Raw genomic sequence first — 15125 nt, 5'->3', positions numbered from 1 at the left:
GAGTCTTAGTCCAGCTGGAAGCAATAGAATCGGGAAACCGACTGGGATTTTCTCGTATACCAGATTCCACCCTCCCACGGCCAGCACAGAAATCGTTATAACTGAACCGGATCACCCTGCTTACTCACACCCAGCGAAGTCGAACGGACCGACATGAACATTCCTATCCTGTTTGCTGCCGGCATAACCACGGTACTAATGATTGTTGGGGGCCTGCTTGCGGGCATCCTACTGTTGGTGCTGTTCGTTATTTTCGTTCGCTACGGAAAACTGTGGTTCCAGGCCTACATGTCGGTGGCGGACGTTAGCCTTGTCAGCCTGATCCGGATGCATTTCACCAAGGTGAATCCGCACGTGATCGTGCAAGCCAAGATCATGGCCGCTCAAGCTGGTATGGATATCAACCGGCGGACCGGGATCAGCACCCAGCGTCTGGAATCCCATTACTTGGCAAACGGCAATGTGATGAATGTGATCCACGCGATCATCGCGGCGCATCGTGCTAGCATCGAACTTGATTTTGATCAGGCAGCTGCGATCGACCTGGCCGGCCGTGACGTCTTGGACGCGGTCCAGACCAGCGTCTACCCCAAGGTCATCGATTGCCCCGATCCACGTCGCAGCGGAAAAACGACGCTAAGTGCCATCACGAAAAATGGGATCGAACTGCGGGTCCGTGCTCGAGTCACCGTGCGAACCAATTTGGCTCAGCTGATTGGTGGAGCGACGGAAGAAACGATTATCGCTCGCGTGGGTGAATCGATCATTAGCTCGATCGGATCGACGTCATCGCATTTCGAAGTCCTCGAAAACCCAGACATGATTACTCGAGCCGTTTTGAAACGCGGCTTGGACGCTCAGACCGCTTTCGAAATTGTTTCGATCGATATCGCAGACATCGACATCGGCGAGAACATCGGAGCCCGCCTGCAGTCCGACCAAGCGGAAGCGGACACTCGCGTCGCTAGAGCTCAGGCCGAACGCCGCCGCGCCGAAGCGATCGCTGAAGAACAGGACCAGAAAGCGAAAGTCGTCGCCAACCGGGCTCATTTGGTATTAGCCGAAGCGGAAGTCCCCAAAGCGATGGCCGAAGCCTTCCGCGCCGGCCGTGTCGATCTGAATCCAAAATCGTCGTGAGTTCGAACTTCCCTCCCGCTCGCTTCCAGCGAGTCAGTCGTCGTGTGCGGTTTGCCGGTGGAAATGGGTTTGACCTCAGCGGTATCGTCGATGAGTGCATCGACCGCCCCAATGCACCGCTAGTCCTCTTTTCCCACTGCTTCACCTGCAACAAAGACCTGAAGGCGGTGGTGCGGATCAGCCGGCGACTTGCCGAACAGGGAATGACCGTCCTCCGCTACGACATGACAGGCTTGGGGGGGAGCGATGGCGATTTTTCCGCAACGAACTTCCAAACGAATCTGGCTGATTTAATCGCAGCAGCGAATTTTGCGGCAGAGCATCTTCGTCCCCCTGACGCCCTGATCGGCCACAGTTTTGGCGGGACCGCGTCGCTTGCAGCGGCCGCAAACCGGGCCGCCACGCCCTCGCTCCAGCATCTAAAATGCTTGGTTACGTTGGCTGCCCCGACCGATACGCACCATCTGGCAAAACTGCTGATTCGGATGAACCCTCGGATCGAAAAAGAGGGCGAAGGAACCGTCAAAATCGGAGGCGTTGCGTTTCAGATCACGACGGCGATGGTGGAGGATTTCCGCAGCCATTTCGTGGAAGACATGATTGGTAAGATCGCTTTGCCGATCCTCGTCTGTCATTCGCCCCGCGATGAGACCGTCGGTTTCGAAAATGCGATCCGAATAATGCAATTGGCCAGCCATTCCGACACTCCCTCGCCGGTCAGCCTGTTGAATTTACACGAAGCCGACCATCTATTTTTGCGAGATGCCGACGACCTGATCTACGTCGCCGATGCGATCGCAAACTTCTTGCACCGATATGGCGAACGTGCCTAAACCGGGGCTGCAAAACGGCTGGACGATCCGTGAGACGTGAAAGTAGCGTTTGTGGGGGCTACTTTCACAGAGAGAACTTTCGCAGAGAAAGTGGAGTGACCGATATCACTCCACCTTTTGACGATCGATTAAAAGAGCGCTGAGTCGGTCTCGTCTAGATCCGTCTTCTTGCGTCCTCGTGCGGCGGGCGTGGTCTGCCCGATCGCATCTTTGCCGGCCGTTGGCCGATCCTCGAGTGATTCGAGGACCGGATTTCCATCGGCGTCAAAACCTGAGAGCTGTTCAACTCGACGTTCGGCAGCCTGCAGATGCTGGTGACATTCTTTCAGTCGCTTGATCCCTACCTCGTAGGCATCCAACGACTGTTCCAGTCCCAGCTCGCCACTCTCTAAGTCTCGAACGATTTGTTCCAGCGAAGCGAGCGAGCTTTCAAACGTCGAATCGGTCTCTTTTTTGACAACTTTCTTCTTAGCCATTAGCTGCAGCCCATGCTGTTTCCGCAGTTATGACAGAGGTAACAGTTCCCGTTGCGAACGGTGATGCTTCCGCAGCTGTCGCAACTTGGGGCATCGCTTTGGAACCGAGCAAACTGTTCACTTTGCCCACCGACGGGTGTTCCGTTCTGGTCATTCCCAAGGTTCCGGCTGATTCCAGCTCGTTCCAGGACGGCCAGATCCAACTTTGGACCGGTGAAGCGAGCGGCGGTCCCGGTCGCTTCAATCGTTGGCCCATTCCCACCTAGAACCGGCGCCGCACCATTTGGCTTGGCGGTTCCATTGGCAGGGGTCGATCCATTATCACCATTCGTTACCGGCGGCAACGGAGCTGGCTGGCTGGCTTCGCGGTATCCGGCCAGGAAGTGAATCCCTAGATAACGGAAGATATAGTCGACGACGCTTTTGGCGATCCGGATGTCGGGGTTGGTGGTGTGACCCATCGGTTCAAACCGGGTGTGGCTGAACTTGTTGACCAACACTTCCAAGGGGACGCCGTACTGCAACGCCATGCTGATGGCCGTCCCGAAGGCATCCATGATCCCCCCGATCGTGCTTCCCTCTTTAGCCATCGTGATGAAGAGTTCCCCCGGACGTCCATCAGGATAAAGTCCGATGTTCAGGTAACCTTCGTGTCCACCGATGCTGAATTTGTGGGTCAGCGACTGACGCGTATCCTGCAAACGTTCGCGACGAGGCTTGTAGACAATCTTTTCGACCGTCTTGGTGATCACTTCGGCGACCGCGGCCCCTTCTTTTGTTCCGCTCTTGGTGTTCAGCGGCTGAGACTGCTTGCTACCGTCACGGTAGATCGCGATCGCCTTCAGTCCCAGTTCCCAGCCCCAGAAGTAAGCGTCCGCGATATCCTGCGGCGTTACATCGTTTGGCATGTTAACCGTTTTGCTGATCGCTCCGGAAAGGAACGGCTGAGCGGCGGCCATCATCGTCACGTGAGCTCGCCAGCCGATGCTGCGAACTCCGCCAGCAGGCTTGAACGCACAATCAAAGACGGGCAGGTGCTCATCGGCCAATCCCGGAGCTCCTTCGATCGTATCTTTATCGTTGATGTAACTGATCATCGCCTTGATCTGGTCTTCATCATATCCCAGAGTCCGCAAGCCACCGGCGACGGTGTTATTGACGATCTTCAGCATTCCGCCACCGGCAAGCTGCTTGTATTTCACCAACGCGATGTCCGGTTCGATCCCCGTGGTATCGCAGTCCATCATGAAACTGATGGTTCCGGTAGGAGCCAAGACGGTTGCTTGAGCGTTGCGGAAACCATGTTTGGCTCCCAGTTCAAGGACTTTGTCCCAAAGGTTCCGAGCGGCGTCCTTCAGTTCATCGGGACCATCATCATGAATCGATTCCACGGCGTCACGATGCATTTGCATCACCTTCAGCATCGGCGTTTCGTTCTCTGCATAGCCGTCGAAGGTGCCGACAACGCCAGCGATTTCCGCACTGGTTGCGTTGGCGGTGCCATGTAGAAGTGCGGTCAACGAACCACAGATACCACGAGCCGCGTCGGAATCATAAGGAACCCCGGCGGTCATGATGACACTACCAAGATTACTGTATCCCAATCCAAGCGGACGGAAGCGGTGACTGTTTGCAGCGATTTCGTCGGTCGGGTAACTGGCGTGGTCGACCAAGATTTCTTGAGCGATGAAGAAGGCACGGGATGCCTTGCAGAATCGTTCGTGATCGAAAACCCCATCCTTCTTAACGAACTTCATCAGGTTGATCGAAGCGAGGTTGCAAGCGGTATTGTCCAAGAACATATATTCGCTGCAAGGATTCGACGCGTTGATCCGTCCACTATTAGGACAGGTGTGCCAACGGTTGATCGTCGTGTCGTACTGAACCCCTGGGTCGCCGCAGTGCCATGCGCACTCGGCCATCTGATTCAATAGTTCCTTCGCATCGTATTCCGGAGGGATCGCGTCGCAGTGCCGACTGTCGATCCACTTGGTCTGCCAACGTTTGCCTTGGCGAACCGCATCCATGTAGTCATCCGTTACGCGGACCGACAGGTTTGCGTTCTGGAAACAGACCGACGAGTAAGCTTCTCCGTTGAAATTCGATTCGTAACCTTCACGGATCAGGGCGTGTGCTTTCTTCTCTTCGTTCCATTTGCTTTGGATGAACTCCAAAACATCGGGATGCCAAATCTTCAGCGACTGCATCTTGGCTGCGCGGCGAGTCTTCCCACCACTCTTGACCACGCCGGCGATCGAATCATAGACACGCATGAAGGACAATGGGCCCGATGGGGTGCCACCACCCGACAGACGTTCGCGGCAGGACCGGATCGTCGACAGGTCGGTTCCGGTGCCGCTGCCAAATTTGAACAACATCGCCTCGCTGCACGCAAGACGCATGATGTCCTCCATGTTGTCTTCGACCGCTTGAATAAAACAGGCCGAACCTTGAGGAAATTCGTAAGGGTTGTCCGGTTGATCGACCGCCCCCAATTCTCGGTTCCAACGCCAGTTGCATTTTGCTCCGGCAACGCCGTACTGATGAAACAGTCCAACGTTAAACCAAACCGGGCTGTTGAAAGCTCCGTGCTGGTGCAAACACAACCAACTTAGATCGCGATAAAAATTCTCGCCGTCTTCCGCTGAATCGAAATACCCGTCCTGCAATCCCCAGTCGGCGATCGTGCGGGTGACTCGGTGAATCAACTGACGAACGCTCCGCTCCCGTTCGTCCTTTTCATTCGGGTCGCCGTAGAAATATTTGCTGACGACGACATTCGTTGCTAGTTGAGACCAAGCCGAAGGGATCTCGCAATCGTTTTGCTCAAAAAGAGCGTTGCCGGTTTCGTCTTTGATCGTCGCACTACGCAGTTCCCATTCGGTTGTATCGAAGGGACTGTCAGCGTCGGCGGGACAGAAATCAGCGGTATATTTCAAACCTGCTTCGCGATCGCCCAGCAAAGTACCGTACTGGCTGCGGGCATATTCGACGCCATGTTGTTCCGCGGGTTTGTTCTGGGATTTGTTCTCGGGGCGTGCATCGGCAGAAATGACATTTGCCATGTTTCAAGACTCCTAAAGGTTCGTCCGTGGGTTGCCTAACAATGCCTGATTTAAGCTGCGTCATGCAGAGCGATTGCTAACAACCAAAAATTTATGAGGGGGAACAGCAGCCGCACACACCAGTGTTCAGGTGTACCCTAAATCGTACGCAAGTACGCGACGGACGACCAGTTCGTTGGGCCTGTCGAATCGTCAAACAGAGGCTTCTAACACTACGGGTAGTGCTATCATTAAGACTCAAGCACTACATGCGGGACTGGGGACAAGATAGCGATCGGAGGACAAGTGTCAAACAGAAATTTAACAAAGCAGTAACTCGATAGCTCATAATGGTTTAGGCGGACACCCTTAAAATAACCGGGGTCGCGCACCTTGCCTAAACGACGGCGCAAGTTGTTTCCTTGCCCTAGTTTGCGTCAAACCATGCGCAACAAATCGGCTTCTGGGGAAAACATGTCAGAAACCAAAAAGTTTCTCATCCGTCTGGGGGGACCTGGACAGCTGGGGAAACCGCTCCGGCTGCTAGGCGATGAATGTGCCGCTAAGACGTTTCGTCCGGAGAAGAAGTTTTGTTCGGTTTAACAGGCTTGCAGAGCAAATGCCGGTTCGCTGCGGTCCGCCCACATTTGCGACAAACAAAGCGAGCCGCATGGGCTTCGGCCAACAGGTCTCTCAAATGGGCGCCAATCATCTCTTTGCTCCACTTACAAATCGATTTTTTGGGAACAGACATACTGGCTCGGAATAAGAAAGATTAAAACGAACGTGCGAAAATAGGCGGCGATCGGTAGACGTTGTGGGACAAACGGTTTCGTAGGGTCCTGCGGCTAAAGTCTCTCGCTGCAACCGATTTCGACAACATTGCGCAGCTTGCCGAATCAAACGGACTAATCTACCTTTCGCATACAACAATTGAATCTACTGGACGTCTCGAAGCCTTACGCGGTTTGTATTATGGATTTGCTTGCCTACCTCGCCCTAGTACCCGCTCTGGGAATCCTAGCTCAGTGGCTAGCCTGGCGAACTCAACTACCGTCTATTCTACTCCTGTTGGCCTTTGGGGTTATTTTAGGGCAATTCATCCACCCAGATCACCTGCTTGAGGATCTCACCGGGGCGACGGAACTAAGCAAACTGACCGGCATACCGACTCAGGTCGGTCCCGCCCTTCTTTTTCCGCTGGTTTCCCTTTCGGTCGCAGTGATTCTGTTTGAGGGAGGGATGTCCCTGCAAATTCGCGAATTACGCGAAGCGGGATCGGCAACCTTCCGATTGGTGACGATCGGCGTCGCGGTAACGATGCCCCTAACCGCCTGTGCGGCTCACTACGTGCTGGAATTCCCCTGGCGGCTGTCATTGTTACTAGGGGCGATCCTGACGGTTACCGGGCCGACAGTGATCGGGCCTTTGCTGCGTCAGATCCGTCCCAGCCGCCGAGTCGCGTCGACCTTAAAGTGGGAAGGGATCGTCATCGACCCGGTCGGAGCGGTTTTAGCCGTCCTGGTTTTCGAAGAAATTGTGCTCAGCCGCCACGAGTCACTGAACGTGATGGCGACGTCGATGCTGCTGACCAAGATCATCTTGGTAGGCTTACTGCTAGGCATCATGGGGGGCGTCTTCCTTTCACAGGCTCTCCGCCGTTATTGGCTTCCCGATTCGCTCCAAGGGGTCGCCGCCCTGGCCCTCGCGCTGGGGCTGTTTGCAATCAGCAACCATTTTGCGGAAGAATCCGGATTGATTGCCGTCACCGTATTTGGCGTCTGGCTGGCCAATCAAAAAGGGACCGAGATCGAGCATGTGATCGAGTTCAAAGAACATTTGAGGACTCTGCTGATCGGCTGCCTATTCATCTTGTTGGGGTCTCGCCTGGACCCGATGTCGGTGATCGATCTTGGCTGGCCCGGGCTGGCATTCCTGGTCATCATGATCTTGCTGGTTCGCCCGTTGTCCGTCTTTGTTTCCCTACTTGGAACACCGCTGAACTGGCGAGAAAAAACATTCATTTCGACGATGGCCCCCCGCGGGATCGTGGCAGCTGCGGTCAGCAGCGTGTTCGCTTTGAAACTGCAGCAATCCGAAGGGGGCGAAGCGGCAGCGATGGAGGAACAAGCCTTCCAGCTGATCACGGTCACCTTCCTAGTCATTATCGGCACGGTCGCATTCTATGGCCTGGTCGCCGGTCCCGTCGCCCGCCTGCTAGGACTAGCTCGCCCGAATCCGCAGGGATTGCTGATCGCAGGCGGAGACAGCTGGGTCCGTCAGCTAGCAAAGATCCTGACCGATCTAAAAGTGGACGTGATGCTTGTCGACTTGAACTACAACAAGGTGGCCGCGGCACGGATGGATGGTGTCCGAGCGGAATGCGTAAACATCTTGAGTGACCACGCCCGCGAAGAATTACAACTGGACGGTATTGGACGCTTCCTGGCGATGACTCCCAACGATGAAGTGAACTCGTTGGCGGTGAGCGAATTTCAGTCCACGTTTGGACGAGCGGAAACGTATCAGCTGGATTTCACAAGGCGTTCGGCTAGCGAGTCGCGATCCCTGTCGCATTCCCTGACAGGGCGAATCCTGTTTGGCAACAAACTAACGTTCTCGGCCCTTCGCGATCGCATGGAAGCGGGCGCCATCCTGAAGGCGACCACCCTAAGCGACGAATTCATGATGGATGACTTTCGTGCTCGCAATGGCAAGGATGCCTTGGTGATGTTCGTGATGTCTCCGAACGGGACCCTACAAATCAACACCGACGACCGCCAACTGGCCCCCGAACCTGGGGACACATTGATCGCGATGATCCATTCGGTATCGATCCCGAAAGATCACACTGCCTCCTCCCCCTCCGATCTAGACACTGGGACCGATGCCGATTCCTAAGCCCCTCCAGCGGATTTACGCTCGTTCAGTCTTCTACCCAACCCTGTGGTGGAACATGCTAAACGGCAGGCTGCTCAAACGACGCCAATGGTCCAGCAGGATCGATCCGAGCCTGATTGTGGGGGCCTTTCCGTTCGCCCGCGATGTCCCGGGGATGGCTGCCGAGGGAGTGACCGCGGTCGTCAATACGTGCGAAGAGTACGCCGGCCCGATCGCGGAATACGACAAATACGGGATCGAGCAACTGCATATCCCCACGACCGACTTCACCCACCCGCGGTTGGAAGATATCGAACAAGCCGTTGACTTCATTCAGTCGCATGCAGAGCAAGGGGGCACCACCTACGTTCACTGCAAAGCGGGCCGAGCACGTAGCGCAACGGTCGCAATCTGCTGGCTGATAAAATACCGAAACCTCTCTCCTGCTCAGGCTCAGGCCCTGCTTCTTAGCAAACGCCCCCACGTGAATCCGCGAGTCGAATTCCGTCCGGTGGTCGCCGAATTCGCCTCGAAATACCGCCCCTCTTAGCACCCCCTCCCCAAGGAGGATGCGTGTACAATGAACCGGCACGCTTCAGAGGTAGCGATTGGAGTAAAACCGTCTCCCCTTGATGCGTTGCTGAGCATGGTCGGCTCAGGCTGATAAATCCCTCGAAATGGGCAGCGAATCGCAATGAACGTTGCGGAAAGTAGGGTGCGCGATGGCGGATATCGAAGTGCTCCTTGTGGAAGACAGTCAAACCGATGCGTTGGTCATTCGAGCACACCTTCGCTCGAGCCATTTATTCCACGTCACGCACGTCTGCGACCTGGATTCCGCACTGCGGGCCCTCGATCACCGAGGAACCGACGTCGTCATCCTAGATTTGAACCTGCCTGATTCTTTGGGGCTGGACACATTCACGTCGATACGGAAAAAAAACAAAGACATTCCGGTCGTGATCTTAAGCGGCCACGAAGACGAACAACTAGCGGTATCCGCGGTCGCCGCCGGAGCCCAAGATTATGTCCCCAAAGCGATGGTCGGTCAGCCGCTGTTGGTCCGGGCGCTGCGGTACGCGATCGAGAGGCAAGCTCGCCTGCTGGCCGAACGCCGGAACATGCAGATGGAAAGCGACATGAACATCGCTCGCCGGATCCAGCAACGAATGCTCCCCTCGATGCCCCCGACGATCCGTGGATTTGACATCGGGGCGACCTGCGAACCGACGTCGGAGTGTGGTGGAGACTTTTTTGATTTCATCCCGATCGACCGTCGACGCTGGGACGTTGTCGTCGCCGACGTCAGCAGCCATGGCTTTGCCCCCGCCCTGATCATGGTCGGAGCTCGCAGGATTTTGCGGAGCTGTGCTCAGATGAATAAAGAGGTCGGGCAAATCCTGACGATCGCCAATCGAGCGGTCGCCGAGGATACCCAGGGTGAACATTTCGTGACCGCCTTCTACGGACGTCTGGACTCGGTCCGAAGCACCCTGGAATATGCCGCAGCGGCCCATCCTGTCTGGATCATTTCCGATTCGGGGGAAGTCATCGCCCTTCAATCGGGCGGCTATCCGCTGGGCTTGATCCCCGAGGCGGGCTATTCGACGCTTGAAACGGTTCAATTGTCGCCTGGCGATATCCTGGTCCTACCGACCGACGGAAGCTACGAAGCGATCTCAGAGCAAGGAGATCTGTTCGGAAAAACGTCCCTGCTGAGGATCATCCTCCAGAACCGACACCGGTCCGCCGCCGACATTTGCGATGCCCTGTTAGCGGAAATCATCAAATTCTGCAAACCGGGCGCCCCACAAGACGACGTCACGCTGGTCGTGATCAAAGTTCATCCGTCCGAGCCTTCGGAATCGGCGGCCTAAAAGGACAAGCTTGCGGAAGATGTTTCGTAAACAATTTCGTTTACGCAGCAAGCCACAGACCGGACGTGCAATCGGACTCAACACGCACTACTTTGCAAAAGCCCCAGAAGCAGGCAGCGCATAAAAAAAGCCGCACGAGGCGGCTTAACTGCTTGCTATCAGATAGCAAGCTAAACAAGTCGGGGCGACACGATTCGAACGTGCGACCTCCTGCTCCCAAAGCAGGCGCTCTAGCCAGGCTGAGCTACGCCCCGATTTTCCACCAGCACCGCTGGCAAAAGTTCAATGTTTATTGTTGTTTCAATCACTGCGTTGATTGAGGCCGAATTCTAGTAACCCAAGTCGACTTTGGGTAGGCGGGTTAGCCCATATCAGGGCGATTCTTTCCATTTTTTTTGCAACAAGTTAGAAGCCCAGGAATTCCGGGCTCTTGTGCATATGTACTCTTAGCGGAACGGCGCGAGCCGTCCGGCCTCAGCACGTAACCCACTGCCACTTGCCGGACGGCTCGCGGCTTGTGGATTTAGTGATTGTCACCTTTCGCGGTGGACCTGAAATTGATTGGTGCGTATTGGCGGTCTGCCCACGCTCTGGCGAACATAGCTACGGCAGCCACTAGCTACCGACGCCAGACTGAGAGTTTTCACGAGGCGATTTTGCAACGGAGGCCCAGATAACACCCGGCATTTCTAGCGGTTATGTCATCCGTTGCCTGCTTCTGTCGGCCCCCTCTCCCCCAGCCCCTCTCCCCCAAAACAAGCCTTTGAGTCGCATTTAAATGAACTCGATGGCGAATAGGTGATTCAATATCAAATCTGTTTTAAGCGAGCTTGTTTTGAGGGCGAGGGGAGCCAGAGTTTTTTGCTTTTTCTTCGCACGTGCCGAGCGAAGGACGCCCTGCCGCAGCGTCCGAAAATCCTGCTCGGTTGCCGGACGGCTTGCGCCGTTTTGCTAAGAAGAGTGGATGGCATTGGGTTCAAGCCATCCTGCTGCAATGCCCAAAGAACCCGTGCACTTGGCGGACGGCTTGCGCCGTTCCGCTGAGAAGAGTATCTGCTTTTAGGCGGCGACGACTGCGTCGGTCCCCATCAACTGCTGCAGTCGCTCGAATTCTTCGGGACTGGAGAAATGGATGGTGATTTTCCCACGGCCTTTGGAAGTCTCGCGAATTTCTACTTTTGTGCCTAACTGCATTCGCAGGTCTTGCTGAAGCGATTGGATATGAGGCGAAACCGTTCGTTTCTTTTTGGTCGTATCCATTCGGATGACGCCCGATTCCTCTTCGTCTTCAGCCTGCAGCAATGCCGACACATGGTGTTCGGTCGCTCGAACGCTCCATTTCTCTTCTTCGATCTGCTTGCCCAATTGCACCTGCTGACGTTCATCCCCCAGCGGCAATAAAGCTCGAGCGTGGCTGGAAGAGATCCGTTCGTTGTTGACCTGATCGATCACGGCGGCTGGCAATTCCAACAGACGCATTAGGTTAGCGATCGTGCTGCGATCGATTTTCAAACGGTTGGCAAGATCTTCTTGAGTGCATTGATGCTCATCGATGTAGCGGCGGAACGACATCGCCTTTTCGATTGCATTCAGATCCTTTCGCTGCAAGTTTTCGATGATCGCAAGTTCTGCGACCAAACGATCGTCGGCATCCCGGATATCCGCGCGAACGGTCGGCAAGCCGGCGTGGATCGCAGCTCGCAAGCGACGTTCGCCACTGATCAACTGATACCGAGCCCCGACCTTGCGGACGATGACCGGCTGAAGCTGTTCATGTTCTTTCAGACTTTCCGCCAGCGAAGCGATTTCTTCTTCGTTGAATTCTCGTCGTGGCTGGAACGGATTGTTGTCAATCTCGTAGACACTTAGCTCAACGCTTCGCTCGCCCGATTCGTGCGTCTCTTTTTTGGGCGATGTCGAACGAGCGGATGTGGTCTTCGATTCCGAATCGTTTGACGCCGTCGATTTCGCCGACGAGGTCCCTTTTTCGGAGGACCGCGAAGGACTTTCTGCGGGGCGGCGATTGCCACCACCGGAAATCTGACTCATATCTTCATCGAGCGGCGTTCCCAGAAGGGCTGCCAAACCTTTTCCTAAACGACGATCTTTTGAACCTGTTGGGTTACTCACGTTCAAGCACCTCCATGCATAGCTGAGTATAGGCGAACGCTCCGCGGCTGCGGGGCGCGTATTCGAAAACGCTTTGGCCGTGGCTGGGCGCTTCGCTAAGGGACACATCGCGGGGAACAACCGTGTCAAACACGATGTCCCCAAAAAACTCTCGGACCTCCTGGTCCACTTCGTGGGTCAATTCCAGACGGGGATCGTACATGGTAAGTAGGATTCCGCCAAAGGTCAGTCTTCCATCGGTTTGCTGGATCGCCCGCCGAATTACCTGAATTAGTTGCGTCAGCCCCTCCATCGCAAAATATTCGCACTGGATTGGCATCAGGACTTCGGTGCTGGCAGCAAGCGCTGCCTGGGTCAAAGTCCCCACACTGGGCGGGCAATCTAACAAGACATATTGATAGGCGTGGACCCCTTCGCCCAGATGCTGCTTCAGACGATCCGCTTCGGGACCGTCCGTTTTCGCCAACTGATCGACGTCATGAAAGGTCCGGCTGCCTGGCAATAGATCCAGATCGGCGATCTCCGTAGCGACCACACTCTCGCGGATCGGCTGATCGCGAACCAGCGGGTGCCCGTCGGTCGGCGTGCAACCGAGAGCACTGGTCGCGTTGCACTGAGGATCCATGTCAATCAACAGCACCCGCTGCCCGGACATCGCCAGGGCGGCCGCTAAATTGACGGCCGTCGTCGTTTTACCGACGCCGCCCTTCTGATTGACAACGCAAAGGATCTTGTTCACAGGGTAGATTCGCAACAGAGCTCGAATGAGACAGACCGCTGGATTCTACTCGCGAAGGCCGTTGTAAAAGAATGCCAGTTTCGCGTGAAACACCGATTGGCGAAGATCGACCGTTCCACAACGCATGTTTCACGCGGAACGATCGCTATACTTTGCCGCCGAATCCTGGGACTGTCGCCCGCCGCTCCGCGAAAAAAGGCCCTGCAAAGCGGCTTCCGCGGGAGGACGTGAAATCCATGGGTGATGGATTGCCGGTCGCCGAACCGGTTCGCATTCCTGCCCGGCATTGAATCCGACGGACTCTTCGGGCCCGCAGGCCGTCGTCATCCCAACCCGCTGCGTAAGCGAGGGATTGCAGGCCGTGGTCCCGGTCCCTCGCTTACGCAGCGGGTTGAGATTTTCGGAGGCATTGCCGGACAGCAGCACCCCCGTAGGGAAACCGTCCATTATAAACTTCAAAAACTTCGCGCCCCGAGCGAAAGGCAACGATCTTGCTCCGCTTCCGATTCAGCCGACGGACCGTTAAGCCAAAGGTTTCAGAACCAACCCACTCAACAATTTGGGGTAGAAGTAGGTGCTTTTGGCCGGCATCCGTTCCTGGTTCAGACTGATCATTTCAACCAAGTCCAAACTGGCCGGCATCACCAAGGCTCCCAAGGTAAACGGCTCGGTCGACTCGTTCTCGCTGAACTCGCCCTTTCCTTCCAATCCGTCAACCACTTCCGAAACCTGGTGGACGTAGGTTGGTTTCGGATGGTCTGCCGCCCCCAGCAGATCTTCAAAGACCAAGCGGTGCAGCAGGCTGACGCCCAACGAACGCCATTCTTCGCTCTTCTCCGGAGCCAATTCGGCCATCCGGTCCATCGCCGCTTCGGTCGCTTCACAGAGCAACCACTTCTTGTCGGCCGTCGCATACAGCCCGATCAGACCTTGCTCGTCGGCGACCTCCATCTCTTCCCACGCCTCGTTCGCACCTTCGGGCCCCTCGGCGACAATTCGGCAATCAAAGCAATTTCCCAAACGCCGAATGATCTCCTCAGAGGAAAACGATTCGGTCCCGTGCAGCAGGCGATGGGTGGGGAGAACAATCATTCCTGAATCGCTCATTCCAACACACATGGTCATCACAAAATTCGCAGGATGGTCTTCTGGCAACGGGCCATGCTGCTCAATCAATTGGTCGCGATAGTTGCAGGCGGTCTCGTAGCGATGATGGCCGTCGGCGATAAACATCGGCTTATCTTCGATCAGGGCAGCGACCGCGGCGATTGTCTGGGCATCCATGATCGGCCAAATCGTATGTTTGACACCCAAGGAATCGGTTGCCTCCAACCCGGCCACTCCAGCGATCACCTCTTCCAAGACCCACTGCGTTTCGTTCTCCGCGTCGGGATAGAGTCCAAAGATCGGGCTGCAATTGGCTTGGCAGGCATTGGTCAATTTCAAACGATCGATTTTCGCCTTCGAATGGGTTTCTTCGTGAGGATAGATATTTCCTTCCCCAAATCTCTGCAAACGAACTCCTGCCAAGAATCCACGCCGCAAATAATGTTGGCCAGCAAACTCAAAGTGTTGGTGGTAGACATAGATCGCAGGGTGGGCCTCTCTCTCAAGTACCCCTTCGGCCTGCCAGTTCTTCAAGAACCGACCCGCGCGTTCATAGCGAACATCCCCCGCGTCGCCCGGTTCGTCGCGATTCAGAATGATCCGCACGACATTGGCCGGATGCTTTTCATACAAAGCAGACTGCAATTTCGGATCGATCACGTCGTAGGGCGGGGCGACAACGTCTGCCAGCGAACCAACATGACCAAGGTTGTAGCGAATTCCGTGGAAGGCTTGAATTTCAGGCATTGATTGAGAATCCGAAAGGGCTGGGTCCGAGGCGAACCGTACAAATGACAAACCCAAAGCTTAGGTAACCGCCAAACAAACCGAAAGGGTCGCGCCAGCAAACAAGCTTTCCGCCCACATTCCACTGTGCCGCGAAAAAACCGCTCGGGATGCCC

Annotated in this window: 12 protein-coding genes and 1 tRNA gene; 5 read left to right on the top strand and 8 right to left on the bottom strand. The window is 55.5% G+C overall.

The window, feature by feature from the left end; genetic code table 11:
• The first annotated feature begins 153 nt into the window (after nt 1–153).
• Together floA and FF011L_RS08995 are read left to right on the top strand one after the other, a co-directional pair.
• Nucleotides 154–1137 carry a flotillin-like protein FloA gene (gene floA / locus FF011L_RS09000; protein WP_145351325.1) on the top strand — a complete coding sequence of 328 codons (984 nt, stop codon included), beginning with the start codon at nt 154–156 and terminating at the stop codon, nt 1135–1137.
• Nucleotides 1134–1970, top strand: a complete 837-nt coding sequence (locus FF011L_RS08995) for an alpha/beta hydrolase family protein (RefSeq protein WP_246109828.1) — start codon at nt 1134–1136, stop codon at nt 1968–1970. Before floA ends, FF011L_RS08995 begins: the two co-directional genes overlap by 4 nt.
• 128 nt (nt 1971–2098) lie before the next feature.
• On the opposite strand, the gene xseB is transcribed toward FF011L_RS08995, so the two are convergent.
• From xseB to FF011L_RS08980, 3 genes are all read right to left on the bottom strand, one after another.
• Nucleotides 2099–2446 (bottom strand): exodeoxyribonuclease VII small subunit, encoded by a 348-nt coding sequence (xseB, locus tag FF011L_RS08990; protein ID WP_145351321.1) that lies wholly within the window; start codon nt 2444–2446, stop codon nt 2099–2101.
• Nucleotides 2446–5511: a vitamin B12-dependent ribonucleotide reductase gene (locus FF011L_RS08985; protein ID WP_145351319.1), complete on the bottom strand. Its 3066-nt coding sequence runs from the start codon at nt 5509–5511 to the stop codon at nt 2446–2448. Before FF011L_RS08985 ends, xseB begins: the two co-directional genes overlap by 1 nt.
• Before the next feature lie 541 nt (nt 5512–6052).
• Entirely contained in the window at nt 6053–6244 is a 192-nt protein-coding gene (locus FF011L_RS08980) for a hypothetical protein (protein WP_145351317.1), read from the bottom strand.
• Between the two features lie 221 nt (nt 6245–6465).
• Here FF011L_RS08980 and FF011L_RS08975 point away from each other — a divergent pair, with 221 nt between their 5' ends.
• The 3 genes from FF011L_RS08975 to FF011L_RS08965 all read left to right on the top strand — a co-directional run bounded on the left by FF011L_RS08975 (nt 6466) and on the right by FF011L_RS08965 (nt 10247).
• A complete protein-coding gene (locus tag FF011L_RS08975; protein WP_145351315.1) occupies nt 6466–8391 on the top strand; it encodes a cation:proton antiporter in 1926 nt (641 codons plus the stop codon).
• Entirely contained in the window at nt 8378–8920 is a 543-nt protein-coding gene (locus tag FF011L_RS08970) for a dual specificity protein phosphatase family protein (RefSeq protein WP_145351313.1), read from the top strand. Before FF011L_RS08975 ends, FF011L_RS08970 begins: the two co-directional genes overlap by 14 nt.
• A 172-nt stretch (nt 8921–9092) precedes the next feature.
• Entirely contained in the window at nt 9093–10247 is a 1155-nt protein-coding gene (locus FF011L_RS08965) for a PP2C family protein-serine/threonine phosphatase (protein ID WP_145351311.1), read from the top strand.
• Between the two features lie 179 nt (nt 10248–10426).
• Here the strand turns inward: FF011L_RS08965 and FF011L_RS08960 are convergent.
• The 5 genes from FF011L_RS08960 to FF011L_RS08940 all read right to left on the bottom strand — a co-directional run bounded on the left by FF011L_RS08960 (nt 10427) and on the right by FF011L_RS08940 (nt 14970).
• Nucleotides 10427–10501, bottom strand: a tRNA-Pro gene (locus tag FF011L_RS08960).
• An 805-nt stretch (nt 10502–11306) separates the two neighbouring features.
• Nucleotides 11307–12377 (bottom strand): ParB/RepB/Spo0J family partition protein, encoded by a 1071-nt coding sequence (locus FF011L_RS08955; RefSeq protein ID WP_246109827.1) that lies wholly within the window; start codon nt 12375–12377, stop codon nt 11307–11309.
• Nucleotides 12370–13116 carry a ParA family protein gene (locus FF011L_RS08950; protein WP_145351310.1) on the bottom strand — a complete coding sequence of 249 codons (747 nt, stop codon included), beginning with the start codon at nt 13114–13116 and terminating at the stop codon, nt 12370–12372. The genes FF011L_RS08955 and FF011L_RS08950 overlap by 8 nt, the downstream gene beginning before the upstream one ends.
• A gap of 129 nt (nt 13117–13245) precedes the next feature.
• Complete coding sequence (locus FF011L_RS08945; RefSeq protein ID WP_145351308.1) at nt 13246–13563, bottom strand: hypothetical protein; 318 nt, start codon at nt 13561–13563, stop codon at nt 13246–13248.
• A gap of 75 nt (nt 13564–13638) precedes the next feature.
• Nucleotides 13639–14970 (bottom strand): DUF1015 domain-containing protein, encoded by a 1332-nt coding sequence (locus FF011L_RS08940; protein ID WP_145351306.1) that lies wholly within the window; start codon nt 14968–14970, stop codon nt 13639–13641.
• Nucleotides 14971–15125: the final 155 nt, after the last annotated feature.

The organism is Roseimaritima multifibrata (genome assembly GCF_007741495.1).
Classification (GTDB): domain Bacteria; phylum Planctomycetota; class Planctomycetia; order Pirellulales; family Pirellulaceae; genus Roseimaritima; species Roseimaritima multifibrata.
This window is presented reverse-complemented; position numbering and strand designations above follow the sequence as displayed.

What these genes read in the sequence shown, in the direction of transcription:
- FF011L_RS08945 (WP_145351308.1), bottom strand. Translation starts at nt 13,563, where the DNA reads ATGGACGGTTTCCCTACGGGGGTGCTGCTGTCCGGCAATGCCTCCGAA.
- xseB (WP_145351321.1), bottom strand. Translation starts at nt 2,446, where the DNA reads ATGGCTAAGAAGAAAGTTGTCAAAAAAGAGACCGATTCGACGTTTGAA.
- FF011L_RS08965 (WP_145351311.1), top strand. Translation starts at nt 9,093, where the DNA reads ATGGCGGATATCGAAGTGCTCCTTGTGGAAGACAGTCAAACCGATGCG.
- FF011L_RS08980 (WP_145351317.1), bottom strand. Translation starts at nt 6,244, where the DNA reads ATGTCTGTTCCCAAAAAATCGATTTGTAAGTGGAGCAAAGAGATGATT.
- FF011L_RS08975 (WP_145351315.1), top strand. Translation starts at nt 6,466, where the DNA reads ATGGATTTGCTTGCCTACCTCGCCCTAGTACCCGCTCTGGGAATCCTA.
- FF011L_RS08970 (WP_145351313.1), top strand. Translation starts at nt 8,378, where the DNA reads ATGCCGATTCCTAAGCCCCTCCAGCGGATTTACGCTCGTTCAGTCTTC.
- FF011L_RS08985 (WP_145351319.1), bottom strand. Translation starts at nt 5,511, where the DNA reads ATGGCAAATGTCATTTCTGCCGATGCACGCCCCGAGAACAAATCCCAG.
- FF011L_RS08940 (WP_145351306.1), bottom strand. Translation starts at nt 14,970, where the DNA reads ATGCCTGAAATTCAAGCCTTCCACGGAATTCGCTACAACCTTGGTCAT.
- floA (WP_145351325.1), top strand. Translation starts at nt 154, where the DNA reads ATGAACATTCCTATCCTGTTTGCTGCCGGCATAACCACGGTACTAATG.